Source organism: Collinsella sp. CLA-ER-H5 (assembly GCF_040092375.1).
Classification (GTDB): Bacteria; Actinomycetota; Coriobacteriia; order Coriobacteriales; family Coriobacteriaceae; genus Collinsella.
On record NZ_JBBNLR010000005.1, the window covers coordinates 51,283 to 77,960 of the forward strand.

Sequence of the window (26,678 nt, forward strand, 5' to 3'; positions counted from 1 at the left end):
GTTGGGGCGGGCGCATAGGACGGTTTCTTTCGGAACTGTTAGATTGGTCGCAGCGGTTCCACGTTGTAGGAATGCGCGCGTTGCACTACGAGTGGACAACCACGCACAGGCCGACTTTGATGCAATCGTGCAGTGCCTTGGCGTCGGCCAGGCGCAGGTTGATGCAACCGTGGCTGCCGCACCACTTGTACGACTCGGCGTTATCGAAGCTCTTGTCGTTTTGCCAGGTGGCGTCGTGGAAGCCGATCATGTTGCCCTCAAACGGCATCCAGTAGCTCACCGGGCTCTCATATTTGGGTTTACCGGTCTCGGGGTCCTTGGCTCCGATCAGGGTGCTGCCGCCGTCGTTGCTGTTGATTTGCCACACACCCTCGGGGGTGGCGTCTTCGCCCGGTTTGCCGGAAATAAAGTTGGCCTCCCACACGATATTGCCGCTCTCGTCATAGTAGCGCGCGTGCTGCTCGGACAGGTCGACGTCGATATACGCTTTCCAGTCGGGCTCTCCCTTTGCGGTAAAGGTATCGGCCTTCTGGGAGTACTTGATCTCGATCTCGCCGGTCTGCTTGTTGTTAATGGCGTCCTCGACCTGCTTGGCGAGCGAGCTGCTGTCGATGGACCAACCAAAGTCGCCGCCTTCGACGGCGCACTGCTTGCCATCGGCGCGCGTCCACCAACGAGTGGAGCCCACGGTATTAAAGCCGTTGGCGAGTTCGGCTGCCCAGCTGCTGATCTGCGACGTATCGAGCGTGGGGTTGGCCGGATCGGCAAAGCTGATCCACTGCAACACGGAGCTGCCATCAACCTTGCCGGCATCCTCGCCGTTGAGCTTGAGGGTCACGTTGACGCCCAGGAAGTTGTTGGCAGCATCGCATGCGGCCTGAATCTGATCATCGGTCAGCGTTCCATTAAGCGGCTCATAGGCATCGTTGCCGAGCTTGGAAAGATCTACGGTCTCGGTCAGCGAGGCAAGCTCGAGCTCGGCATACTTAATGACATGCTCGCGGTTGATTTTTTCGTTGGAGCGCGCCTTCTCGACGGTAAACTTGCCGGCCTGCTCGTCATAGGAGCTATTGGCCTCGAACGTGCCCGAACGGCCCTCGTTAAACTCGTCGATAGCGGCGCCCAGGTCCTCCTCAAACTTCTTTTGGTCAAAGGTATCGGAGAGCATGGACAGGTCGACGTCTTGATCAAGATCGACTTCGTTGGAGGTAGCAGTTGTTTTGGTCTTGCCGCTTAAGGATTCCACAAGGCGGACCGGCCAAATAAAGGCTTCGTTGTGGTTGATGATTTCTTTTGCAGCAGCTTCACCGTCGACGATGGGTTCATCGGACTCGGGCTGATAGGTCCAGCTAAAGTCATCTCCTGTCACGGTGAGTTTATAGTGCTTCCATGCCGAGTTGACCTTGGTGGCGGCAGACGACGCGTTGGAGAACGAGACGTCGACGCCGGCGACGGTGGTGTTGGGGTAGGCTACCTGCGAAAACGCTACGACGCCTACGATATAGACAATGACGATAAGACCCAGGACGACAAAGAGCGTCGTCTTTTTGCCCGACTTATTGTTCTCGGTGGGTTTGCGCGCGGGGCCGCGATCGCCTCGAGCGTGCGTGGGGGGCTGCTTGGGCGTATTGCCGTTTGCCTGGCGCTGCTGACGTTGCTGGCGCTGCTGGTTCGGGCGTTGCGAAGCGTTTGCCGCACCACGCTGCTGACCGCGGCTCGGCGCGATAGGACGCGGCGACTGAACGCCGCCGGTGTGCCTGCTCGGCTGCTGCGGATCGGGAATCAGTTGAGTTCGATCGTTTTGCGACATCGTATGCATATCCTTCGAATTTCGCCTTGCGGCTCATCGTGTTTTTACTGGGCTTGCATTATAGCGATTACCTAGTTGATTGTGGTACGGAAACGGTGGCATTCAAAAGAGGTGGGACATTTGTCCCACCTTCGAGTCGTTCTTTGTCGCTATCCGCACACACCGCATTTTGCACAGGCCGAAAGCGCGGCCGGAGCCTGCGCGATGCCGCCCTTGGCCGTCTCGCGCAGCGTGGCCGGCAACGCGTGGCCCACCGAGAGCATGACGTGTGCCATCTGGTCAAACGGCACCAGGCTCTTAATGCCGGCGAGGGCGAGTTGTGCGGAGCTAAAGGCGGCTGCCACGCCGATGGCGTTGCGGTTTTGGCAGGGCACCTCCACGAGGCCACCGACGGGGTCACAAACGAGGCCCAGCAGATTACTCAGCGCGATGGAACTGGCGTCGAGCGCCTGCTCGGGTGTGCCGCCGAGCATCTGCACTAGCGCGGCGGCGGCCATGGCGGCCGCACTTCCGACCTCGGCCTGACAGCCGCCCTCGGCGCCGGCAACGCAGGCGCTCGTGGTGAGGTTGAGGCCGATGGCGGCGGCGCAATAAAGGGCATCCATGACCTGCTCGTCGTCCAGCTGCAAATGGTCTGCGAGCGCCAGCACGCAGCCGGGCACAACACCCGCGGATCCTGCCGTCGGAGCTGCGACGATCACGCCCATGGTGGCGGAGCGCTCGAGCACGGCCATGGCGCGGGCCACGGCATCGGTCTGAACGGGGCCCATCAGGCTTGCACTCAAATCGTTGCGGCTGGTGGCATCGACCAGTTTGGCCTCGCCGCCGATAAGCCCACCGAGCGATCGCTGCGGGTTGGCGATGGGGGCCGTGGTCTCCTCGCGCATGACGTCGAGCACGCGGCGCATGGCGGCGACGGCGTGGGCCTCGCCGGTCAGACGCGCCTCGCGCACGGCCATAACGGCGCCGATATTCAGGCCGAGCTCGGCGCACGCATCGAGCAGCTGCTCGCCGTCGTCGAAGATCTCCTTTGCCGAGACACCGGGGGAGAGCGACGAGGCAGAACCGGGGAGCTCGATAAAGGTCGCGTAATCGACATTGTCGAGTTTGCGGAGCATGGGGACGACGGTGTCGTCGGGCGCGCCGTCGGTCTCGAAGACGGAGTAGGCCTGGCCGCCCACTTCGGTGCGGTAGGTGCGGCAGAAGGCGATGTTCACGTGTGCGTAGGCGAGCAGGTTCGTGAGCGCGGCGAGCACGCCGGGGACGTCGTAGTGCGCCACGAAGAGTGTGGAGTACATGCCCGAGATGTCGACGCCGACGCCGTTAATGCGGCTGATGCGCATCTTGCCGCCGCCCAGGCTCTCACCGCGGACCTGGGCCGTGGCGCCCGTGTCGTCGACCATGTCGATGTCGACGGTGTTGGGGTGGATGGAGGCGTCGTCGCCCTTGATGTCAAAGTGATATTCGAGGCCCTGCTCGTGCGCGAGGTCGAAGGCCTGCTTGATGTTCTCGTCATCGGTGTCGAGGCCCAGGATGCCCGCGACGAGCGCACGATCGGTGCCGTGGCCGCGGTAGGTGTGGGCAAAGGAGTTCCACAGGCCAAAGGTGACCTTAGTGATGCGGCCTTCCAGCAGGCTGGCGGCAACTTGGGCGCAGCGCAGGGCGCCGGCGGTGTGCGATGAGCTGGGGCCGACCATGACGGGCCCCAAGATCTCGAATGCCGAGGTCGTAGCTAGTGTTTGCGGCTTGCCTGCCATATGCGCTCCTGTTCTATCCCGTCGTTCCGAGGGACGGGGCATACTCTGTCCCGCCGTTCCGAGGGCTTTAGTATTTGGTCGCCTGCTCGGACAGTCCTGCTCGCACGGAGGCCACATTAAGTGGCCTCCGGCTCGTGCGGAACTCGCGACCGACCAAATACTAAAGCCCTCGGAACTTAGGATACATGGTTGGAGTCGCTCTGCTGCGAAATTTATAGGCCTATGACCTATTCCATGTCCCAGGTCGGCTCATCTTCACCACCTTTAAATAAAAAAGAAGTACCGGTTGGAGCCGGTACTTCTTTTGGTGCGTTGTTTCTTGGCTGTAGCTTTTGCCGTTAGCTTAAAGTCCGCAGGCTGCTTTGAGTTCTTCGACTCGGTCGGTATTCTCCCAGGTGAAGTCGGCGTCTTCGCGGCCGAAGTGACCGTAGGCTGCCGTCTTTTCGTAGATGGGGCGACGTAGGTCTAGGTCGCGGATGATTGCGCCCGGGCGCAGGTCGAAGGTCTTCTCTACGGCTTCAACGATCTTGTCCTCGGCAACATGCGCAGTACCGAAGGTGTCGACCATGATTGAGAGGGGCTTGGAAACGCCGATGGCGTAGGCCAGCTCGACTTCGCAGCGGTCGGCCAGACCGGCGGCGACCACGTTCTTGGCGACCCAGCGCGCGGCATACGCGGCGGAGCGGTCAACCTTGGTGCAGTCCTTGCCACTAAAGGCGCCGCCGCCGTGACGGCCGTAGCCGCCGTAGGTGTCGACGATGATCTTGCGGCCGGTGAGGCCCGTGTCGCCCATGGGGCCGCCCACGACAAAGCGACCGGTGGGGTTCACGTAGATGTCCGCGTTGTCCCACGGCATGTTCTCGGCGGCCATGACCGGGGTGATGACGTGTTCGATGAGGTCGGCCTTGATCTTGCCCATGTCCTCAATCTCGGCGGCGTGCTGCGTGGAGATGACGATGGTCGTGACCTCCACGGGCTTACCTTCCTCGTAGCGCACCGTGACCTGGGTCTTGCCGTCGGGGCGCAGGTAGGGCAGGGTTCCGTCATGGCGCACGGCAGCCAGGCGCTCGGCCAGGCGGCTTGCCAGGTAGTGCGGCATGGGCATGAGGGTCTTGGTCTCGTTGGAGGCATAACCGAACATCATGCCCTGGTCGCCGGCGCCGATCAGGTCGATCGGGTCGGTGGTAGCGCCGGTCTGGGTCTCGAAGGACTCGTCAACGCCCTGGGCGATATCGGGCGACTGCTCGTGGATGAGGCTCATAACGCCGCAGGTGTCGCAGTCAAAACCGAACTTGGCGCGGTTGTAGCCAATGCGGCGGATGACGCCGCGGGCGATTTCCTGTACGTCGACGTAGGCCTGGGTGCGAATCTCGCCGGCGACGATGACGGTGCCGGTGGTCACGAGGGTCTCGCAGGCGCAGCGGACGTTCTCCACGTTGGCAGGCACGCCGTTGGGGGCGATGTAGCCCTGCTCCTGGAGCTCTATTTCTTTGGCGAGGATTGCGTCGAGGACGGCGTCACTGATCTGGTCAGCGATCTTATCGGGATGACCTTCGGTCACCGACTCCGACGTAAAAACAAAGGACCCGTGTTGGGGTGGGATGGAACGAAGTTCTTCTGACATGATTGTCCTTTCAAAAACGTGTCCCGGCGACCGTTACCATTCCGCCGGGCTCTCTATGCAAGGGCACATCATAGCGCGTAAATCAAACATTCACACCCTTTCCGCACCCTTGCGGCACTTTACTCATTGGGGACAGACTTAAATGACCAGTCTTAAACCAAGAATGTCCCCAATGACTACAACGATTGGTCATTTAAGTCTGTCCCCAATGAGTAGTCCCCAATGAGTGGGTCGGTGCCCTTTGTGCGGAGGTTGCTTTGATGCTTTATACTGGTGCGGTTAGACATCCATCCTGCAACCGAGGAGATTTCCATGGCATCAGACGTTCGCGTCCGCTTTGCACCCTCACCGACGGGCAAGCTGCACATCGGCGGCGCCCGCACCGCTATCTATAACTGGGCTTTCGCCCGTGCTAACGGCGGCACGTTCATCCTGCGCATCGACGACACCGATCCCACCCGCTCCACCGACGAGAACACGCAGATCATCCTGCGTGCCATGCGTTGGCTGGGCCTGGACTGGGACGAGGGTCCCGAGGTAGGCGGCGACTTTGGCCCCTACGCCCAGACCGAGCGCCTGGACCTGTACAAGCAGGCCGCCCAGAAACTTTGGGACGAGGGCAAGGCCTATCCCTGCTTCTGCACCAAGGAGCAGCTCGACGCCGACCGCAAGGCCGCGCAGGAGCGCAAGGACCCCTTCCAGGGCTATCAGCGTCGTTGCCGCGATCTTGATCCCGAGGAGGCCCGCCGCCGCATCGAGGCCGGCGAGTCCTACGTCCTGCGCATCAAGGTGCCCGAGGACCGCGGCGACGTCGTCATCCACGACGCCGTTCACGGCGAGGTGACCTTCGACGCCAAGGAGCTCGACGACTTTGTCATCTTCCGCTCCGATGGCACGCCCACGTACAACTTCGCGACCGTCGTCGACGACGCCATGATGAAGATCACCCATGTCATCCGCGGCGACGACCACCTGTCCAACACCCCGCGCCAGGTCATGGTCTACGAGGCCCTCGGCGCGCCCGTGCCCACGTTCGCCCACATCTCCATGATCCTGGGCGCCGACGGTAAGAAGCTCTCCAAGCGCCACGGCGCAACTTCGGTGGAGGAGTACCGCGACGCCGGCTACCTTTCCGACGCCTTCGTCAACTACCTGGCGCTGCTCGGCTGGTCGCTCGACGGCGAGACCACGATCATCCCGCGCGATGTTCTTGCTAGCAAGTTCTCGCTCGACCGCATCTCCAAGAACCCGGCGACCTTCGACCCCAAGAAGCTCGACTGGGTCAATGCCGAGTACATCAACGGCATGTCCGATGCCCAGTTTGCCGACGAGATCATGGTCCCCGAGCTGCACGAGGCGGGTCTCATCGAGGGCAACGTCGAGTACGGCGAGGACTGGATCGACGCGCTTGCCGCCATCGTCAAGCCGCGCACCAAGATGCCGGCCGACGCCGTGACCGTCGCCGCTCCCATCTTCGCTACGGCCGAGACGCTCGAGTATGACGAGAAATCCGTCAACAAGGGCCTGGCCAAGGAAGGCATGGGCGCCATTCTGGATGCCGCCAAGGCCGCGCTCGAGGGCGTGGACAAGTGGACTGCCGAGGCCATCGACGCCGCGCTTGAGCCGCTGCCCGAGCAGATGGACCTTAAGAAGCGCGTGGTGTTCCAGGCCGTGCGCGTCGCCGTCTGCGGCAACATGGTGAGCCCTCCGCTGGGCGAGACCATGGCGCTCGTCGGCCGCGACGACTGCCTGGCGCGCATCGACCGCGCCCGCACGATGGCGCTGTAGTAGACGCGCAAATGTATGTATCCGAGCCCCGTTCACTCAGAGCGGGGCTCTTGTTTCTGTACCGATGAGTGGGTTGCTGGAACAAAATAATCAGTAGTGTTTGTCCCATGTTCGAGTGACGCAACAAGCTCGACACTCGTATCGGCCATGGGACAAACTCTACTGATTATTTTGTCCCACCCCTTTCAGGTCCGTTCGTTAGAGGTGGTGTATGGCTCAACAACTGTCGCTGTTTGGTTCGCCGGAACCGGAGGAGACTCCGGTGAAGCCCGAGCCTGCACCCGAACCCATCGCCGCCTACGCGAGCGTGGTCCTCGACATCCCCACCCGTGCGCTGTCGGAACCGTTTGCTTACGGCATCCCCGAGTCCCTTGCCAACGAGGTCCAGATCGGATCCACGGTCCTGGTCCACTTTGGTAACCGTGCCGCCGCGGGCTATATCGTTGATATTGCGCCTGAGCTGGGCGACCTGCAGGGTAACAACGCCCTCGACCCCGCGCGTATTAAAGCCGTCGAGGCTATCCTCAGCAAACCGCTCTTTACCGCCGAAGCCGCCCGTATCGCACGCTGGATGAGCCACGAGTACGTCGCAACTCTTTCCGAGTGCCTGCGCCTGTTTTTGCCCCCGGGCGGCAGTCCGCGTGTGGTCAAGGGTGACGACGGCGTGTGGACGGTTGAACGTCCAGCCGTCAAACCCATCCAAAATCGCTGGGTCATGCTCACGCCCGAAGGCTTCGACTATACGCCGCCCAAGACCGCAGTCCGCCAGCGCCAACTCATCGAGGCGCTCCAGTGCGGCCCGGTCACGACGCGCGACCTCAACCTTCTCTATAACAGCATGTCGGCGACCATCAAGGCGCTCGAAAAACGCGGCGTCGTGGTTGTGGAGGAGCGCCGCGCCTGGCGTGGCTGCAGCGAGCAGACCACGCTGTCCTCGGCGAGCGGCAAGGCCCCGATGGCACTCACCAACGGTCAGCGACAGGCCCTCGCGCAGATTGAGCGCGCACGCCTTGACGCTCACGGCGACGTGGTCCTAGTCGATGGCGTCACTGGATCCGGCAAAACCGAGGTCTACCTTTCCGCTATCGAGCGCGTGCTCGCGGCCGGCCGCTCAGCCTGCGTACTGGTGCCCGAGATATCGCTGACAGCCCAGACCGTCGGCCGCTTCCGCTCGCGCTTTGGCGAGACGGTCGCCGTGTTCCATTCGCGGCTTTCGGCCGGCGAGCGCCTGGACCAGTGGGATATGGTTGCCAGCGGTGCGGCCCGCGTGGTCGTCGGCGCTCGCTCGGCGCTCTTTTGCCCGCTCAGCGACTTGGGCCTCATCATCATCGACGAGGAGCACGAGACCAGTTACAAGCAGGGCTCCAGTCCGCGCTACCACGCGCGCGAGGTGGCGGCCGAGATGGCGCGGCGCTATCGCTGCCCGCTCGTGTTGGGCTCCGCCACGCCCTCGGCCGAGGCCCTCGACCGCTGCCGTCGTGGCACGTATAACGGTGCCACTTGGACGCGTGTCGAGATGCCCGAGCGCCCGGGACACGCCGTGCTTCCCATGGTCCGAATTGCCGACCTGCGCCGTGAGTTTTCTCACGGCAGCCGCTCCATGTTCTCAAAACCCTTGATGGAGGGCTTGGATCGCGTGGTCGAACGCCGTGAGAAGGCCGTGCTGCTGCATAACCGCCGCGGCTTTGCGCCGTTTTTGATGTGCCGCGAGTGCGGCTGCGTCCCCACCTGCAACCACTGCTCCACCGCGCTTACGTATCACGAGCGCACGCACACGCTGCAGTGCCACACTTGCGGTTCGTCTTGGCGCGTGCAGCCGTATCCCGCGCCCACGAGCCGTTGCCCCAAATGTGGCAGTCGCTACCTGGCAAAAATGGGGCTGGGCACGCAGCAGATCGAGGACGCACTGCACCAGATGCTGCCCGAGGACGTCGCCATCATCCGCATGGATGCCGATTCCACGCGCGGAAAGGATGCGCACAAAAAGCTGCTCGAGCAGTTCGATGCGGCCGATTGCGCCGTGTTGCTGGGCACCCAAATGATCGCCAAGGGTCTCGACTTTCCCGAGGTCACGCTCGTGGGCGTGGTCAATGCCGACTTCGCCCTCAAGCTGCCGGACTTCCGCGCAGGGGAGCGCGCCTACGATCTGCTGGAGCAGGTGGCGGGCCGCGCCGGCCGCGGCGATCGTCCTGGCGAGGTCATCATCCAGACCTATCTGCCCGAGGATCCGGTCATTCGCGCCGTCGCCGAGCACGACCGTTCTATCTTTACCGACTACGACCTTGACCAGCGGCGCGACGCGCTGTATCCGCCCTTTGTGCGCCTGGTCAACATTTTGGTGTGGTCGACGAACGCGGATGACGCGCAGGACTACATTGGGCGCATTGCAAAGCTTCTTAAGCGCCGCTGGCATGCCGCCGCGCCCGACTTTTTGAGGGCGGGGAGTGCCATGCCGCAGGTGCTGGGTCCGGCTTCGTGTGTAATCGAGAGAGCCAAGGACCGTTACCGCTTCCATCTGCTTGTGAAGTCGCCCGTGGGGTACCATGTCTCTGATGATATCGACGCCTGCCTCAAAGAGGTGGGCTCTGTGCGCGGCGTGAGCGTGAGCGTTGACGTCGACGCCTATGATTTGATGTAACAACCCGAAAGGATGGCCATGGAAGCCAACGGAATCGTACTGTCGCCCGACCCTCGTCTGCGCCAGGAGTGCGCCGTCATCGAGGAGATTACCCCGGCGATCGAGGCGCTTGCCGAGAAGATGAAGAAGATGATGTTCGAGAACGGCGGCTGCGGTCTGGCTGCCCCGCAGATCGGCGAACTCATTCAGCTCGTCACCATCGACTGCGACTACACCGACAAGAACGACTATGACCCGTACGTGCTCATCAACCCCGTGATCGTGGAGCAGAGCGACCATCTGGTGCCGTTTAGCGAGGGCTGCCTGTCCATCCCTGGCATTAGCTGCGAGATCGAGCGTCCCGACCATGTCGTCGTCGAGGCGTACGACTTGGACGCAAACCTGATTCGCTACGAGGCTACGGGCGACCTGTTCTGCGTGTGCCTGCAGCACGAGATCGATCACCTGCATGGCAACACTATGTTCGAGCGACTGAAGCCGATGCAGAGGATCAAGGCAGTCAAGGAGTACCAGGACGCCCTGGCCCGCGGCGCTCGACCGGGTGAGACGGAGTAGGTTTGTCCGTCCCCGGTGCTGAGCGCCCACATATCATCCCGTGCTCAAACATTCTCGCTTTGCTGCGAAACTGCGCGCGGGACGATATGTGGGCGCTCAGCACCGGGGACTGCGTTGTTCTGGCTCGGTTCGCCCGGGTGCCGTCGGGCCAGGGATGGGCGTCTTCGCTGATAGGTGCTTTGCTGAAAGAGCTGCTTTTATTGCGGCTCTTTCTTTGGTTTTGGGTATATTTGTTCTTGTTGAAATGTTATTGCGGATGGGCTGGTGACTTGGCTTTCCGCTGTTCTTTGTAGCCGTCTCGGCTTTGGTTGAGAGGAGACGATCTTTATGCGTATTGTGTTTATGGGTACGCCTGATTTTGCTGTGCCTTCTTTGACTTCGCTTGTTGAGGCTGGGAATGAGATTGCGCTTGTTGTTACTCGTCCTGATGCTGTTCGCGGGCGTGGTAAGAAGCTTGAGCCGTCTCCTGTTAAGGCTAAGGCGCTCGAGCTTGGTTTGCCTGTTGTTGAGGCTAATCGTATGACGCCTGAGGTTGTTGAGGTGCTCAAGGCTGCGCAGGCTGATATTTTCTGTGTGGCTGCTTATGGCTGTATTTTGCCTGATGAGGTGCTTCATATAGCGCCGCTTGGTATTGTGAATGTTCATGCGTCCTTGCTGCCTCGTTGGCGTGGGGCTGCTCCTATTCAGCGTGCGATTCTCGCTGGCGACGAGATTGCTGGCGTTTCTATCATGCGTATTGGGCATGGCGTGGATACCGGCGCTTATTGCGCCCAGGCCTCAACGTCAGTTGCCGGTAAGCATGCCGAGACGCTGACGATGGAGCTTGGTGAGCTTGGCGGTAAGCTGCTGGCCGATACGCTACCGTCGCTTGCCGATGGTACGGCGGTGTGGATCGAGCAGGATGAGTCGCTTGTCACCCATGCTGCGAAGATTTCCAAGCAGGAGATGCGTCTAGATCCGCACATGGCGGCGCTTGATTGCGTGCGTCATGTGCTTGCCTCGTCCGATACCGCGCCTGCTCGTTGTGTGATTGCCGGCAAGACCGTGCGTGTGCTCGATGCTGCGCTGGCCGATGTGTCGCTTGGTGAGGGACTCGTCGCCGTTCAGGCCAAGCATGTTTACCTGGGCCTTTTCGATGGCTCGGTCGAGTTGCTCGAGGTTAAGCCTGATGGCAAACGTGCTATGGCCGCTTCTGCTTGGGCTGCTGGCCTGCAGGGTGCCGATCTTTCGTGGGGTGTTTTGTCATGAGCAAGCTGTCTCCCGCGCGCAAGCTTGCGCTCGATGTGCTGATGGAGGCCGATCGCCGCGGCATGTATGCGCGCGACGTGCTGTCCTCTCGCGCATCGGCCAAGGCTATTGACCAGCGCGATTCCGCTTTTGCCGCCCGCTTGGCGCTGGGTGTAGCCGCCACGCAGGGTATTTTGGACGAGCTGCTCGATCAGTTTCTCGATAAGCCCAAAAAGGTTGCGCCGCGCGTTCGCATGGCGCTTCGTATTTCTGCCTTCGAGATGCTCTACCTGCATACGCCGGGCCGTGTTGCCGTAAGTCAGGGTGTTGAACTGGTTCGTTGCGGTGCTAAGTCCGCCGCCGGCTTGGCCAATGCTGTACTGCACAAGGTTGCGGACAACGTTGAGGACTTTGCCACGGCATCCGACGTGGATGAGTCCGAGCGACGCTTGGTTCGTCTGTCGCGCCTGATGGGTCTTCCGCGCTGGCTATGCGCTCGCATTATGGCATCGTTTGACACGCCAGAGGGTGCGCTTAACTTTGCCGGCAATCTGGCCCCCGCGCCGCTGGCCCTGCATGAGAACGCTTTTGCTTCCAAGCCCGATCCGTATATCTCGCAGCTCGTCGCACCTGTCTTCCCGGGCTGCCATGCCCCGGTTGATGCCCAGGTTACGGTTGCGTCGGGCGTATTTGAGCGTGCTGCTGCCGTGGCCTCGGACCTTAACGCCCAGCTTATCGCCACAGCTGCCACGCGCCCTGGTAGCTGCCTTGAGATTGGTGCCGGTCGTGGCACCAAGACCTATGTGATGATGTGCCAGGCCAAGCGTGCGGGCTATGAGCGTCAGCATACGGCGCTCGATCTTCATGATCGCAAGTGCGATCTAAATCTCGCTCGCCTGCATAAGGCCGGTATTCAGGGCGTTCGTACGGTTTCGGGTGATGCTTGCGAGCTTGATCAGGTGCTCACATCGTTTGATGCCATGCTTGGCGAGCCGGTTATGTTCGACACAGTCTTTATCGATGCGCCGTGCTCTGGCACTGGAACCATGCGCCGTCATCCCGAGATCCCGTGGCGCCTGACCGAAAAGGATGTGACGGTTGAGTTGCCCAAGCTGCAGGTGACGATGCTCAAGGAAGCCGCTGCGCGCGTGGCTGCCGGCGGCGAGCTTATCTATGCAACATGCTCGGTGTTTGATGAGGAGAACGCGCAGGTTGTGGATGCCTTCCTGGCTTCTTCCGAGGGCGCCGGCTTTAGCGTGGCGCCGCTTTCTGAGGCGCAGATTCTGCAACTGCCCGAGTTTGCCCAGGCCAAGAAGCTCGTCTGCGTACGCCAAAACGACCGAGGCCTCTTCCAAAGCGTGCCGGTAAACGCCGACTCCTACGATGGCCACTTCTGCGCCAGGCTGGTGCGCAACTAATACGGCACCCGAGGGTTGACCCGCTTGCCATGAAATGGGCCTATCTACTACATTAAACCCATTACCCCCAACCATGCCGAATTTAGCGAATTCAAAACCGCAGGTAGACGGCTCGTCGATTTTGTAAAAACGCAGGTGTGCTCGGACTATACGGGTCAAACGTAGTAGATAGGCCGTTTTCGTGGCGCAACCCCAGACCAGTCGCCGGGGCGTTGTTCATTCCTGAAAAAATTCAACCCCGCGATCGGGCTTGATCGCGGGGCCACTTGTCACTAGTGGCTATGCGGGCAGTTAGCGCAGCAGCCGCTGGTGGCGCTGGTGCTGGAGCCGCCGCTTCGCTGGTCGGTGTTGTAGAAGCCGCTGCCCTCAAACTTGATGCCGCTGGCCGAGAACGTCTTGGCGGCCGGAGCGCCGCAGTTGGGGCACACGACCTCGGGGGTCTCGGACATGGGATGCTCAACCTCAAACACGTTGCCGCAGCTCGAGCACTTGTAATCGTAGCGCGCCATAATACTTCCTTTTCAGCACAAAGCGGGCAGATTGCTCTGCCCGCAAAAATTCAAACGTCTGTAACTGTACCCTATATCGGGCGTTTTATCACGCTTCGCCCCAGAATCTATGCGTGTTGCGCAGGAGCTGTGCGGTTTTGCCCTCAGCGGCCGCAACGTCGGCCTCGTCAGCCTGCCAGGTCCAGTTGCCCGTGGCCACGCCCGGTACGTTCATGCGCGTGTCGTCGCCAAGCCCCAGCACGTCCTGCAGCGGCATCATCACCAGGGGAGCGTCGCTTGTCAGGGCGTTGCCCATGAGCTCGCTTGCCAATGCAATGCCGCTCGGTTCGTCGCCACCCGCAAAGGAGCGCGTGCACCAGCCGGCAAGCGTCGAGGTGTCGTGCGTCGAGGTGTACAGGATCTTGCCCGGTGTGGGATGAATTCCGCAGCGAACGTCGTAGTCGCTAAACTCCAGCACGTCCATGCCGGGGAAGCCGCAGGTCGAGGCCATCGCACGAACGCCAGGTGTCAGATAGCCCAGGTCCTCGGCGATAAAGTTGAGCGGACCTAGCTCGTCGTAGGCGGTCTGAAACAGGTCCTTGCCCGGGCCCGCCAGCCAGCGACCGTCGGCGCAAGCCTTGCCCGCGGGGATACTAAAGTAGCTATGGAAGCCCAGGAAGTGGTCCAGGCGCACACGGTCGTAGAGCGAGAACGCGCGACGCAGGCGGTCCATCCACCAGCGGTAGCCGTTCTGCTTCATGTGGCCCCAGCGGAACGTCGGGTTGCCCCACACCTGGCCCTCGGGCGCAAAGTTGTCGGGCGGCGCACCGGAAATCTCAATCGCTTTGCCGGTATCGGACAACCAGAAGTTCTCGGGCTCGCTCCATGCATCGGCCGAATCGTCCGAGACATACATCGGGATATCGCCGATGACCTCGATGCCCTTCTTGTGCGCGTAGTTCATGAGCTCGCACCAGGCTAGGTCAAAGCGGTACTGCATGTACGCCTGCAGCTCTGCCTCGTCGTGGAAACGCTTGTCGTCAATCAGGTGCTCGTTGTAGCGCGCGACATCCGTCGGCCAATCGTGGCGCGACTCGCCCTTAAAGTACTTCTTAACGGCCATGTAGACGCAGTATTTCTCGAGCCAATCGGCGTTGCGATGTTTAAACGCGGTGTAGAGCGGATCGGCATCTTCGCCGCCACGGGCCTTCCAAGTCTCAAAGTCGGCCGCCAGCTCCTCTTGGCTCTCGGGCAGCAGGTCAATATTGCCCGCAAAGGCCGAAGGCCCGGCGTAAGGGGAGCGGAAGAAGTCCGTTGGGTTGACAGGCAGGACCTGCCAGTAGCGCATGCCCATAGCGGACAGATGGTCGATAAAGCGACGCGTGGGTGCGCCGATCGTGCCGGGCTTGCCGTCATCGGTCGGTACCGAGGTGATATGGCACACAACGCCCGCGCCGTGATCGAGCGGCTCCTGCAAGCGCTGCTCGGCATGGTGATAGATGATCGACGAGCCCAGCGGATACAAATCGAGCGTGACCGTGCCGTTGTGGATCTCGCACTCGTGACCGCTGATCACGTCACTCGCGCATTCGTCGAGCGCCGGAATCGTCACGCGGTGCGAATTGCGCAGACTACGGTTGATGATAACCGTCGCGGACTCTCCATCCTTGCCCGTGCGGTTGTATGCCAGCACCTCGTCGTTGAGCGCGAAGGCCTTGATCTCGCCGTCGATCATAAACGGCAGTGCGCGGCGTACGGCGGAGGCGTTTTTGACAATAGCCAGCGTGTCGAAGTCGTGCAGTTGGTCCTTGGTCGGCAGGGTGCGGCGGTTGCCCGGATCGGTTAGACCCTCCAGGCCGTATTCGTCGCCATAGTAGATCGAAGGCACGCCGGGGAACGTCATCTGCATGAGCGTTGCAAGCCAAAAACGGCTCTTGGCCAGGCCCATCGAGTTCTCGTCCAGACGCCATTTGCTGCGCTCGCACTCGGGCAGCTGCGTCTCATCGGGGCCGCCGCCGAGCACCGAGATAATGCGCGGACGGTCGTGGCTTGAAAGCAGATTAAGTGCGCAGGACAGGGCCTCACGGGGATAGTTCTCGCGCAGGGTTTCGATATCCTCGGCTGCCTGGTAGGCGTTCTTGTAGCCCATCAAAAAGCCGATGACCATGTCGCGGAAGGGGTAATCCATAGCAGAGTCCAGCTCGGAGCCTTGCAGATAGCGGCGCAGATGGCCGTAGCTGATCTTGTTGGAGGCGTCTTCCCAGACTTCGCCGAGCAACAGTGCATCAGGCTTCTCGGCGAGCACGGCCTTTTTGATCTCGGCCAGGAAGTCATCGGAAAGCTCGTCGGCCACGTCGAGGCGCCAGCCATGAGCGCCGGCACGTAGCCATTTACGGATCACGCCGTCCTTGCCCAGGAGCCGCTCGCGTACCAGCTCAGAGCTCTCATTGATGGCGGGCATATTGCCCACGCCCCACCAGCAGTCGTATGAGCCGTCCTCGTGGAAATAAAACGCATCGCGCCATGGCGAATCCTCGCTCTGCCACGCGCCCACGCCGGGGTAGTTGCCGTAGCGGTTGAAATAGATCGAGTCGTCACCCGTATGGTTAAAGACGCCGTCCAGAATGATGGAGATGCCCAGCTTCTCGGCCGCCTGGCACAGCTCGGTAAAGTCCTGCTCGGTGCCCAGGATCGGGTCGATCTTGGTGTAGTCGGCCGTGTCGTAGCGGTGGTTGCTCGCGGCTTCAAAAATGGGGTTGAGGTAGATGGCTGTAAAGCCCAGCTCGGCGATGCGAGGCAGGTCTTCCTGGATGCCCTTGAGCGACCCGCCGTAGAAGTCCCAGGTTTTGATGGAGCCGTCTTCGGCGCGCTCGTACACGGGCGGCTCGTTCCAGTCCTCGACCATGCGGCGCTGGATTCCGTTGCGTGGTTTTTCGACCTCGGCCAGCGTGCGCTCGCGCCAGTTTTCATCTCGGGCGTAGCGATCGGGGAAGATCTGGTAGACCATGCCACGCTCGTACCACTCGGGACGCACTTCGCGGTGCTTATAGACGGTAATCTGGAAGGACGGCACCTCGGCGTAGTCGTAAGTTACGCCCTCGCCACCGGTGCGACCCTGCGGTGCGCCCAAGCGGACCTCGGGCTGGCCCTCAATATTGCAGATAAAGCTGTACCAGATAAGACAGGACTCGGTACACTCAAGCTCTACGGTATAAATGCCGTCGCCCTCGTGCGTCATGGGATACCGAGACTCACCGATCTCATCGACCCAGGTGCGCAGCGTAAGCGTTGCCTGGTTGGGGTCGGCATCCTCCAGAATCACGGAGAGCGAAAGGGTAGTTCCAGTGGTCACAGCGCCAAACGGAGTGCGAAACTGCGGAAGACGGCTGTTGTGTATCAATCTCATAATACGGTCCAGTTCAATAGAATCACGGCCTGCGGGCCATGGCTTTACGCACAAGTTGTAAGTATATCTGTTGTACACAGGCTGTATAAACAACATCCGTTTACCATCGGCGAGCGGTTGTCCTAGAAAATCGTTTTACCACTACCTACAGAGAAGGGGCACCCAGTTGGAGCGCCCCTTGCTTAGGGTTTGATGAGGTTTTGAATCGTCTGCGTACTAGCGGCGCTTGCGGGTGGCCGTTGCCTTGCGGACGGAGGTCTTCTTGGTCGGAGCCTTTTCCTCGGTCGCGGCGACGGGGGAGACCGGGGCCTTCTTGGCGGGCTCGGGCTTGGCCTTTACCTCGGCCTTGGGCTCCTCTTTAGCGGCAGCGGACTTGACCTCGGCTGCCTTCGGCTCAGGCTTGGCCTTTAGTGCGGTCTTGTCCTCGACCTTAGCCTCCGCTTTGGGAGCAGCAGCCTTGGTCGTAGACTTCTTGGCCGTCGTCGTTGCGCGCTTGCGCGTGGTGGTCTTGGCGGCCGGCTTGGCCTCGACGGTTACCTTGGCCTTGGATTCGGCGGGCGTCTCCTCGACTTTGGCGGCCGGCTTTGTGGCTACATTGGTTGTGGCGGCCTTCGTGGTCGTCGATTTCGTTGTTATGGTCTTCTTGGCAGCTGTTGCCTTCTTGGCGGTCGCGGTCGTCTTCTTGGTAGCGGCCTTGGCCGGTGCCTTTGCCGCAGCCTTAGCCTCGACGGCGTCGGCCTTTACCTCGGGAGCAGCCTCGGCTTCGGCGGCCTTCTTGGCAGCTGCGGTGGTGCGCTTGCGCGAGGTCGTTTTCTTGACAGCGGTGGTCTTGGTTGCCGTCGCCTTACGAGTCGTGGTCTTCTTGGCCGCAGGCTTCGCAGCGGGCTTCACCTCAGGCTCGGGCTCGGGAGTAGCCTCGACCTTCACCTCAGGATTGGCCTTAACGGGCTCAGCTTCAACCGGCTTCTCATCGGTCTTGGGCTCCTCAACAGCCGCCTCAACCACGGCCACTGGGCGCTCGATCTCCGGGTGCATAAAGAAGTACAGGTCCAGATACTTGTCGGCCGAGCGCGTCCAGCTAAAGTCCTGGCTCATGGCCTGCGTGACTAGCTGGTTCCATGCCTCACGGTTATCCCAGAACAGGCGTGCTGCGCGGAACACCGCGTCGCCCATCTCGTCGCCGTTAAAGTTGGTAAACGAGAAGCCCGTGCCCTCGCCGGTAAACTCGTTATACGGGATCACGGTGTCCTTCAGGCCACCGGTCTCGCGCACGATGGGCAGTGTGCCGTAGCGCATGGCGATGATCTGCGACAGGCCGCAGGGCTCAAACTTCGAAGGCATCAGGAACATATCGGCGGCAGCGTACATGCGCTGCGACAGCGCCGGATCGAACTCGATGCGCGCGGCCATGGTGCCGGGGTACTTGTCCTGGAAGTAGCGCAGACCGTCCTCGTAGTCGCGGTCGCCGGTGCCCAGCACGGCCACCTGAACGCCGCCGGACAGGATGCGGTCGAGCGCGTACATGACCAGGTCCATGCCCTTCTGGCGCGTCAGGCGCGTGACCATCACCATAAGCGGGCGGTCGTCGCGCACCTCGAGCCCCAGTTCCTCCTGCAGCTTGGCCTTGCACACGGCCTTGCCGGAACGGTCGTCAACCGTGTAGTTGGCGGCAATGCGCTTGTCGGTTGCCGGGTCAAAGGCCGCCACGTCAATGCCGTTGAGGATGCCCTGCAGCGCGTAGGAACGCTCGCGCAGTACGCCGTCCAGGCCCTCGCCAAACTCGGGCGTCTGGATCTCGCTCGCGTAGGTGGGGCTCACCGTGGTGATGGCGTCGGCATAGTGCAGCGCGCCCAGCATGTAGTTGATGCTGCAGGCGTCGCAGCGCAACTGCGTGGCGGCCGCCGGAATATGCGCCACACCCAGGATGTCCTCCATCACAGTGTCGCTAAACTGGCCTTGGAACGCCACATTGTGGATCGAGAACACGGTCTTGACGCGGTCATAGAGCGGCAGGCCCTGGTAGAACTCGCGCAAGAACACGGGTGCCAGTGCCGTTTGCCAGTCATTGCAGTGCAGGATGTCGCACTCAAAATCGGCCGGCAGGTGCTGCAGGCTCTCGGTGATGGCCTTGGAGAAGAACGCGAAGCGCTCGCCGTCGTCGAAGAAGCCGTACGGATAATCGCGCGCAAAGTAGCGCTCGTTGTCCACGAACATATAGGTGACGCCGTCGTGCTCGAGCTTCTCCAGCCCGCAGTACTCGTTGCGCCAGCCCAGGCTCACGTAAAAGTCGGAAAAGTGCTCCATCTGCGCCTTGTACTCATCCTTGATGGTGGCGTACTTGGGCACCATCACGATGACTTCGGCGCCGGCGCGCACGAGCGCCGCAGGCAGCGAGCCCGCCACGTCGCCCAGGCCACCGGTCTTAACAAACGGTGCGCACTCGGCCGAGGCAAACACGATCTGCATCTTTTTGCTGGAATCTGCCATATTGTCTCCCATGTTGCAATTCGAGAATAGCCGCCTGGCGCTAACCGGGCGGCTATTCTACATGTTACGAGCGATGTTGCGGTGCCAACGTTAACGTACGATGGTGGTGTCGGAAGTTAACGGAGCCTTGCCCAGCACCAGGATGTTCTCGGGCGTGCCGCGAAGCTCGGTGTTGGTGGGAACCACGTTGTTCTTGTCCAGAATGGCGTTCTCAACGCGTGCGCCGCTCTTGATGACACAGCTCTGGTTGATGATCGAGTTGGTTACCGAGGCGCCCTCCTCGACCACGACGCCGCGTGACAGGATCGAATTGCGCACGGTGCCCTTGATGATGCAACCGGCCGAGATGATCGAGTTGCACGCGTGGCTACCGGTCGCATAGCGCGAAGGCGGCACGTCGTGAGCCTTGGTCAGGATCGGGCGCTCGGGATCGAAGAGCTGGTCGGCCACGGTTTGGTCAAGCAGGTCCATGCTGCGGCGATACAGCGACTTCTCGCTAAACACGCCCACGACCTCGCCCTTGTACTCGTAGCTGCAAACGTCGATGTTGCCAAAGTCGCCCTGGAGTGCCTCGAGCAGGTCCAGATAGTCGGCGGCCTGGTAGTGGTCGATAATCTCGAGCAGCGTCTCGCGGTTGACGATGCAGCAGTCCATAGAGGCGTTGTCGCCGTACGCGACGCCAGCGCTCACGCCCGTCAGGCGACCGTTCTCGTTAATCTCGAGTTTGGTCTCGTCATCGACGTTGCGCGTGGCCTTGCAGTACACCACGGTCATCTGGGCACCGGAGTTCTCGTGCGCGTCGATGATGGTGTTGAGATCCATGTTAAAGATGATGTTGGTGCCCATCATCACAACATAGGGCTTGTCCGAGCGCTGGAACAGCGTCTTGTTGGAGATGATGTCGCGCAGCAGGAAGCGCATGCCGCCCTTGGTGGTGCCATACGCGTTGCCGGGCACCATGAACAGGCCGCCCTTCTTGCGGTCCAGGCCCCAGTCCTTGCCCGAGCCCACATGGTCGATCAGCGAGCGGTAGTTGCCCGGCATGACGACGCCGACGGTCTTAATGCCGGCATTCATCATGTTGGACAGCGGAAAGTCGATCAGGCGGTAGCGGCCCAAAAAGGGAACGGACGCGATGGGGCGGTCCTTGAGCAGGACGCTGCCGTAGCTCGAAGAGTAGTTAGCGGTGATATAACCGATGGCCTTGCGATTGATCATCGGATCATTCCCCCTTCCCGATAACGACGTCATTTCCAACGACGGCCGTATCCTTGGTGGTATCGACAGAGCCGAGCTTCACGCCCTCTTCGACCGTGGAGTTCTCGCCCAAAATAGCGCGGCAGATGTGCGCGCCGCTCTTAACGTGCGCACCCGGCAGCAGCACGGAGTCCTCGACCACGGCGCGCTCCTCGATGATGACATCGGTCGAAAGGATCGAGTGGCGAGCGGTGCCGTAGATCTTGCAGCCGTTGGAGACCAGGCAGTCGTCCAGGCGGCCGTCCGGGCCAATGTAGTGCGGCGGACGCGTGGTGATGTTGGACATGATGGGGAAGTGCTTGTCAAACAGATCGAACTCGGGGTTGTTGCCCAGCAGGTCCATCGAGGTCTCGTGGAAGCTGGCGATGGTGCCGACGTCCTTCCAAAAGCCGTGGAACTCGTAGCTGTACAGGCGCTTGCCCTCGCCGAGCAGCTTGGGGATGATGTCCTTGCCAAAGTCGTGGCTCGAGCGCTGGTCCAGAGCGTCCTCTTCGAGCGCCTCGATCAGCACGTCGGCCGAGAAGATGTAGATGCCCATGGACGCGAGATTCGAATCGGGCTTATCGGGCTTCTCGGTGAACTTGATGATGCGGCCGTCCTCGGGGTCGGTGGTCAGGATGCCAAAGCGGCTGGCCTCCTCCCAAGGCACGGGCATAACGCTCACCGTGAGGTCGGCGTTGTTCTCAATGTGCGTCTTGAGCATCTTGCGGTAGTCCATGCGATACAGGTGATCGCCCGAAAGAATCAGGACGTACTTGGGGTCGTTGGCCTTGATGTAGTCCAGGTTCTGCGTAATGGCGTCGGCCGTGCCCGCATACCATGCGCCGCCGGTCTGCGTCTCGTACGGCGGCAGGATCGAAACGCCGCCGTCGCGGCTGTCCAGATCCCAAGCCTCGCCGGAGCCCACGTAGGCATGCAGCAGGTAGGGGCGATACTGCGTCAGAACGCCCACCGTGTCGATGCCCGAGTTGGAGCAGTTGGAGAGCGAAAAGTCGATAATGCGGAACTTGCCACCAAAGCTAACCGCCGGCTTAGCGATCTTTTGGGTGAGTGCCCCCAATCGGCTGCCCTGTCCTCCTGCGAGGAGCATCGCGATGCATTCTTTCTTACTCATCGATTTCTCCTTCTGTCATCGATGTTCCTAAACCCATTAGCGACGGGCGCGGCGCAACGTCACGCCCGTCGAGTAATGCCGTGCTGGCATAGGGGAGCTCGCGGCCTTTACGCGTGCCAGATTTCGTCGCGGTACTCGCGAATGGTGCGGTCGCTCGAGAACCAGCCGCTCGAGGCGGTGTTGAGCAGCGCCTTGCGGTTCCAGGTCTCCTGGTCGCCGTAGCTGTACGTGAGCTTCTCCCAGGCGTCGACGTAGCTGCGGAAGTCGGCCATAACCAGGTCGGGGTCGTTGTTGTTCATGAGCTCGTTGTAGATGCTCTCGAAGTTGCCCGAAAGACCCGCGAAGGTGTCGTCCTTGAGCTCGTCCATCACGCGGCCCAGACGCTCGCGGTCGCCGTTGAGGGTATCCCACGCAAAGTAGCTGTTGGATGCCCAGAGCTGCTCGACCTCGGGGGCGGTCAGGCCAAAGATGGCCTCGTTCTCGCGACCGGCCAGGTCGGCGATCTCGATGTTGGCGCCGTCGAGGGTACCCAGCGTAATGGCGCCGTTCATCATGAGCTTCATGTTGGACGTGCCCGAGGCCTCCTTGCCAGCCGTGGAGATCTGCTCCGAGATCTCGGCGGCGGGGTAGATGAGCTGGGCGTTGCTCACACGGAAGTTGGGGATAAAGCAGACCTTCATGACCTCGTTGACGCGCGGGTCGTTGTTGATGACATCGGCCACGGAGTTAATGAGGCGGATGGTCTCCTTGGCAAAGGTGTAGCTCGAGGCAGCCTTGCCGCTAAAGATGAAGGTCGTCGGCGTCACGTGGAAGTTGGGATCGGCGATGCGACGGTTGTAGATGTCCATCACCTTCATGATGTTCATGAGCTGGCGCTTGTAGGCATGGAAGCGCTTCACCTGAACATCGAAGACGGTGTTGGGGTCAATGACCAGACCGGTCTCGGCCTTAACGTAGGCGGCCAGGCGCTCCTTGTTGGCGCGCTTGGAGGCACCCACGGCCTTCAGGAACTCGGTGTCGTTCTGGAACTCTTTGAGCTTCTCCAGTTCAAAGGCGTCCTTGAGCCAGCCGTCGCCAATGGCCTCGGTCACGAGCTTGGCGTAGGTGGGGTTGGCCTCGGCAAAGAAGCGACGGTGCGAGATGCCGTTGGTCTTGTTGTTGAACTTCTCGGGCGTCAGGGCATAGAAGTCCTTGAGCACGATGTTCTTGATGATGTCAGAGTGGATCTTGGCCACGCCGTTGACGCTGTGGCTGCAGATCACGGACAGGTTGGCCATGCGAATCTCGCCGTCCCACAGGATGGCGGTCTGGCGCAGACGCTCCTGCCAGCCCTCCTGCGTGGTGTCGAACGACTCGTGCCAACGACGGCTGATCTCGTCGATGATCTGGTACACGCGGGGGAGGAGCTTGGAGAACGTGCCGATGGGCCACTTCTCCAGGGCCTCGGGCAGGATCGTGTGGTTGGTGTAGCTCACAACCTGCGTCACGATGTTCCAAGCGTCATCCCACTCGAGCTTCTTCTCGTCGATGAGGATACGCATGAGCTCGGGGCCGCACATGGCGGGGTGGGTATCGTTGGTATGGATGACCACAAACTGCGGCAGCAGCTCCCAGTTCGCGCCGTGCTCCTTCTCAAAGGTGTCGAGCAGGCTGTAGATGCCGGCCGAGACAAACAGGTACTCCTGCTTCAGGCGCAGCAGACGGCCGTGCTCGCCGGCGTCGTTGGGGTAGAGGATGGCGCTGATGGCCTCGGCCTCGGCGCGCTCGGCGTCTGCCAGGGCGTAGTCGCCGCGGTTGAAAGCCTCCAGATCGAAGTGCTCCTCGACCGGCTCAGCGGCCCAGACGCGCAGCTTGTTGACGGTCTCGCCGGCATAGCCCACGACGGGGATATCATAAGGGACGGCCAGGATATCCTGCGTGTCCACCGTGCGGTAGAACGTGCGGCCGTTCTCCTCAAAGCCCTCGACGTGGCCACCAAACTTAATGGTCACGGCCTTATCCTGACGGCGGACCTCCCAGGGATAGCCGTGGGTGAGCCACTCGTCGGTAGCCTCGACCTGGCTGCCGTTAACGATCTCCTGCTTAAACAGGCCGTAGCGGTAGCGCATGCCGTTGCCGTAGCCGGCAATGCCCTCGGCTGCCATGGAATCCAGGAAGCATGCTGCAAGACGGCCCAGGCCACCGTTGCCCAGCGCCGGATCGGGCTCCTGGTTCTCGATGACGGACAGGTCGAAGCCCATGTCGCCGAGCGCCTCGGCGACCATGTCGCGCACGCCAAAGTTGAGCAGGTAGTTGTCGAGCAGGCGGCCGATCAAAAACTCGATCGAGAAGTAGTACACGCGCTTCTTGCCCTCGGCGGTGGCGCGGGCGTCGCTCTTGGTGGCAACGGTGCGTGCCTTCTCGGCCACGAGCTTGGCCAGGGCGTTAAAGCGGTCGAGGTCGCTGGCGGCCTCGACGCTCTTGCCGCTGATGCTCATGACGGCATCGCGATAGAGCTCGGTAAACTCCTGCTTGTTGTCGAAGATCTTATTCATACGTTCCTTCCCCCGGGGATGTTTCTCCCGGAACGGTTATGACTTGTATCCTACGCCCCGGCGGGGCGGGTAATTACAGTGGTAACACCTTTGTTACGCTTTCTTGGCAGGATCCTTAACGGCAGCTGCCTTGGCCTTGGAAGCAGCCTTCTTGGCCGTGGTGGACTTGGCCGAAGCCTTGGCGGCGGGCTTGGCAGCCTTCGCCTTAGCCGGAGCCTTCTTAGCAGCTGCGGCCTTGGGCTTCACCGAGGACATGCGCTTGCGCGTCGCCTTCTTGGGCTCCTCGACCACGGGCGGCTTATAGCTGCTGGGACCGCGGCGCTTAAGCACCACGCCTGCAAGGCCGGGCACCTTAATCTCGATGGAGTCCATCTGCCCGTTCCAGGGATAGGGCTCGCTCGAGCAGGTGTAGGGCTCCTCACCGGCGTATCCGCTGCCGCCAAACTCGGGACGGTCGGAATCGAAGATGACCTCCCAGTCACCCTCGCGCGGCACGCCCACGCGGAAGCTCTCGTAGCTCGCCGGGTCAAAGTTGATCAGAATCACCAGGTCGTTATCGACGTCCTCGCCCTGGCGCACAAAGCTCACGATGGACTGCTTGGAGTTGTCCGCGTCGATCCAGGTAAAGCCGTCGTCGGTGTAGCCGCGCTCGTATAGGGCGGGCTCGGCGGTGTACAGATGGTTGAGCGCCTTGATAAACGCCTGATGATGACGGTGAGTCTCGTACTCCTCGGTCAGGAACCACTGGATGGACTCGTAGTAGCGCCACTCGATAAACTGGCCGATCTCGTTGCCCATAAAGTTGAGCTTTGCACCGGGGTGCGTCATCTGGTAGAAGGCCAGCGTGCGCAGGCCGGCAAACTGGCGCCACCAGTCGCCCGGCATGCGGCCGATCAGCGAGCACTTGCCGTGCACGACCTCGTCGTGGCTGAGCGGGCAAATGAAGTTCTCGGTAAAGGCGTACATGATGGAGAACGTGAGCAGGCCGTGGTTGCCGGGACGCCACGGAAAATCGGTCTGCATGTAGTGCAGGGTGTCGTTCATCCAGCCCATGTCCCACTTGTAGTGGAAGCCTAGGCCGCCGTCCTGCGGCGGATAGGTCACGAGCGGCCACGCGGTGGACTCCTCGGCCATCATCATCACGTCGGGGTAGTGCGCCTCCACGGCGCAGTTGACCTGGCGAATGAACGCGCTGGCGTCCAGGTCCTCCTCGGTACCGTACTTGTTGAACTTCTTTTGGCCGGGATCATCGATGCCAAAGTTGAGGTACAGCATGCTGGACACGCCGTCCATGCGAATGCCATCCACGTGGAAGTTCTCGAGCCAATACAGTACGTTGGAGACCAGGAAGGAGCGGACCTCGCCGCGGGCGAAGTCAAACTTGTGCGTGCCCCAGTTGGGGTGAATCTCGTGCTCAAACAGCATGTGACCGTTAAAGGTGGCAAGGCCGTGGGAGTCGGCGCAAAAACCGCCGGGCACCCAGTCCATAATCACGCCGATACCCGCCTCGTGGCACGCATCGATAAAGTGCATGAGCTGCTGCGGGTTGCCGTAGCGCGATGTGGCGGCATAGTAGCCGGTCGTCTGGTAGCCCCAGGAGCCGTCGAAGGGATGCTCCATGAGCGGCATGACCTCGATATGCGTATAGCCCATGTCGCGCACGTAGTCTACGAGCTCAACCGACAGGTCGTCGTAGGTGTAGAACTCGCCGCGCTGCGCGGGGAAGGGATCCATGGGACCGGGGTAGTTGCCGTACTCGTCTGGCTCGCCCTGTGGCGCGTCGCCGTGGCGCTTCCACGAGCCAATATGCACCTCGTAGATGTTGAGCGGCTGCGACATGTGGTTGTGGGCGGCGCGGCGCTTGAGCCACGTGGCGTCGTTCCACTGGTAGCCATCAAGGGTCCACAGCACGCTCGCCGTTCCCGGAGGGCACTCGGCCTTAAAGGCGTACGGATCGGCCTTGTAGAGCTTTTCGCCCTCGTTGGTCTCGATGAGGTATTTATAGAGCTGGCCCTGCTCGGCGCCAGGAATAAAACCTTCCCAAATAGCGCTCGTATGCATGGGCACCAGCGGGTTGGCTTCCTCGTCCCAGTCGTTAAATTCGCCAATGACATGGACGCTCTTTACGTCGGGCGCCCAAACGCAAAAGCGCCAGCCACGCGTACGGTTCTGCGTGTCGGGGTGAGCGCCCATCTTTTCCCAGCTGCGCTCCCACGTACCGATGCCAAACAGGTAGACATCGTCCTTGGTGAGCTCCGGTGCATGCGGGGCGGCTTTGCGGGTAGCAGGCTTTTTGGTTGCTGGCTTTAGCTTTGTATCGCTCACGTTTGATCCCATCATGACGCGGCAGCGTGTTGCCTTGGTGACTAGATGCGAAAGGTCCAAGGCTGCACGAATCGAAGGGACGGCGATAGTTCTATGATTCGTTCCACCTCGCGTGCTCGGTGGAACTTTCGGCAGAAACTACGATAACACCTGTACGTTAGTTTTATGGACGAAAGTGGATTTGCGGGGGCGTTTAATCGGTAAGCGCCATGTTTATACCACTGGCAGAATTGCCGTGGTAAAACTCTTG

Annotated in this window: 15 protein-coding genes; 5 read left to right on the plus strand and 10 right to left on the minus strand. The window is 61.2% G+C overall.

The window, feature by feature from the left end; genetic code table 11:
• Positions 1–85: 85 nt before the first annotated feature.
• The 3 genes from AAAX31_RS03120 to metK all read right to left on the minus strand — a co-directional run bounded on the left by AAAX31_RS03120 (position 86) and on the right by metK (position 5,191).
• Positions 86–1,810 (minus strand): L,D-transpeptidase, encoded by a 1,725-nt coding sequence (locus AAAX31_RS03120; protein WP_349076134.1) that lies wholly within the window; start codon positions 1,808–1,810, stop codon positions 86–88.
• 149 nt (positions 1,811–1,959) lie between these two features.
• Positions 1,960–3,567: an L-serine ammonia-lyase, iron-sulfur-dependent, subunit alpha gene (sdaAA, locus tag AAAX31_RS03125; RefSeq protein ID WP_349076135.1), complete on the minus strand. Its 1,608-nt coding sequence runs from the start codon at positions 3,565–3,567 to the stop codon at positions 1,960–1,962.
• 343 nt (positions 3,568–3,910) lie between these two features.
• On the minus strand, positions 3,911–5,191 hold the full coding sequence (gene metK / locus AAAX31_RS03130; protein WP_118449357.1) for a methionine adenosyltransferase: 1,281 nt from the start codon (positions 5,189–5,191) through the stop codon (positions 3,911–3,913).
• A gap of 312 nt (positions 5,192–5,503) precedes the next feature.
• Between metK and gltX the strand changes: the two genes are divergently transcribed.
• The 5 genes from gltX (at position 5,504) to AAAX31_RS03155 (ending at position 12,817) form a co-directional block, all read left to right on the plus strand.
• Positions 5,504–6,979: a glutamate--tRNA ligase gene (gene gltX, locus AAAX31_RS03135; RefSeq protein WP_118334373.1), complete on the plus strand. Its 1,476-nt coding sequence runs from the start codon at positions 5,504–5,506 to the stop codon at positions 6,977–6,979.
• Between the two features lie 211 nt (positions 6,980–7,190).
• On the plus strand, positions 7,191–9,617 hold the full coding sequence (gene priA / locus AAAX31_RS03140) for a primosomal protein N' (protein ID WP_349076138.1): 2,427 nt from the start codon (positions 7,191–7,193) through the stop codon (positions 9,615–9,617).
• A gap of 18 nt (positions 9,618–9,635) precedes the next feature.
• Positions 9,636–10,172, plus strand: coding sequence for a peptide deformylase (def, locus tag AAAX31_RS03145; RefSeq protein ID WP_349076139.1), 537 nt, complete (start codon positions 9,636–9,638; stop codon positions 10,170–10,172).
• 327 nt (positions 10,173–10,499) lie between these two features.
• Positions 10,500–11,420, plus strand: a complete 921-nt coding sequence (gene fmt, locus AAAX31_RS03150; protein ID WP_349076141.1) for a methionyl-tRNA formyltransferase — start codon at positions 10,500–10,502, stop codon at positions 11,418–11,420.
• Positions 11,417–12,817, plus strand: a complete 1,401-nt coding sequence (locus tag AAAX31_RS03155) for a transcription antitermination factor NusB (protein ID WP_349076142.1) — start codon at positions 11,417–11,419, stop codon at positions 12,815–12,817. Before fmt ends, AAAX31_RS03155 begins: the two co-directional genes overlap by 4 nt.
• A gap of 272 nt (positions 12,818–13,089) precedes the next feature.
• Here AAAX31_RS03155 and AAAX31_RS03160 read toward each other — a convergent pair whose 3' ends face one another.
• The 7 genes from AAAX31_RS03160 to glgB all read right to left on the minus strand — a co-directional run bounded on the left by AAAX31_RS03160 (position 13,090) and on the right by glgB (position 26,443).
• Complete coding sequence (locus AAAX31_RS03160; RefSeq protein ID WP_117583493.1) at positions 13,090–13,326, minus strand: FmdB family zinc ribbon protein; 237 nt, start codon at positions 13,324–13,326, stop codon at positions 13,090–13,092.
• Positions 13,327–13,414: 88 nt separating this feature from the next.
• Positions 13,415–16,711, minus strand: a complete 3,297-nt coding sequence (locus AAAX31_RS03165) for a 4-alpha-glucanotransferase (RefSeq protein WP_349076143.1) — start codon at positions 16,709–16,711, stop codon at positions 13,415–13,417.
• Between the two features lie 216 nt (positions 16,712–16,927).
• Entirely contained in the window at positions 16,928–19,198 is a 2,271-nt protein-coding gene (glgA, locus tag AAAX31_RS03170; RefSeq protein WP_349076144.1) for a glycogen synthase GlgA, read from the minus strand.
• 90 nt (positions 19,199–19,288) lie between these two features.
• On the minus strand, positions 19,289–20,416 hold the full coding sequence (gene glgD, locus AAAX31_RS03175; RefSeq protein ID WP_346981317.1) for a glucose-1-phosphate adenylyltransferase subunit GlgD: 1,128 nt from the start codon (positions 20,414–20,416) through the stop codon (positions 19,289–19,291).
• Positions 20,417–20,420: 4 nt separating this feature from the next.
• Entirely contained in the window at positions 20,421–21,569 is a 1,149-nt protein-coding gene (locus AAAX31_RS03180; RefSeq protein WP_346981316.1) for a glucose-1-phosphate adenylyltransferase, read from the minus strand.
• A gap of 107 nt (positions 21,570–21,676) precedes the next feature.
• Complete coding sequence (locus AAAX31_RS03185; RefSeq protein WP_349076145.1) at positions 21,677–24,103, minus strand: glycogen/starch/alpha-glucan phosphorylase; 2,427 nt, start codon at positions 24,101–24,103, stop codon at positions 21,677–21,679.
• 93 nt (positions 24,104–24,196) lie between these two features.
• Positions 24,197–26,443, minus strand: a complete 2,247-nt coding sequence (gene glgB / locus AAAX31_RS03190) for a 1,4-alpha-glucan branching protein GlgB (RefSeq protein WP_349076146.1) — start codon at positions 26,441–26,443, stop codon at positions 24,197–24,199.
• Between the last annotated feature and the right edge of the window lie 235 nt (positions 26,444–26,678).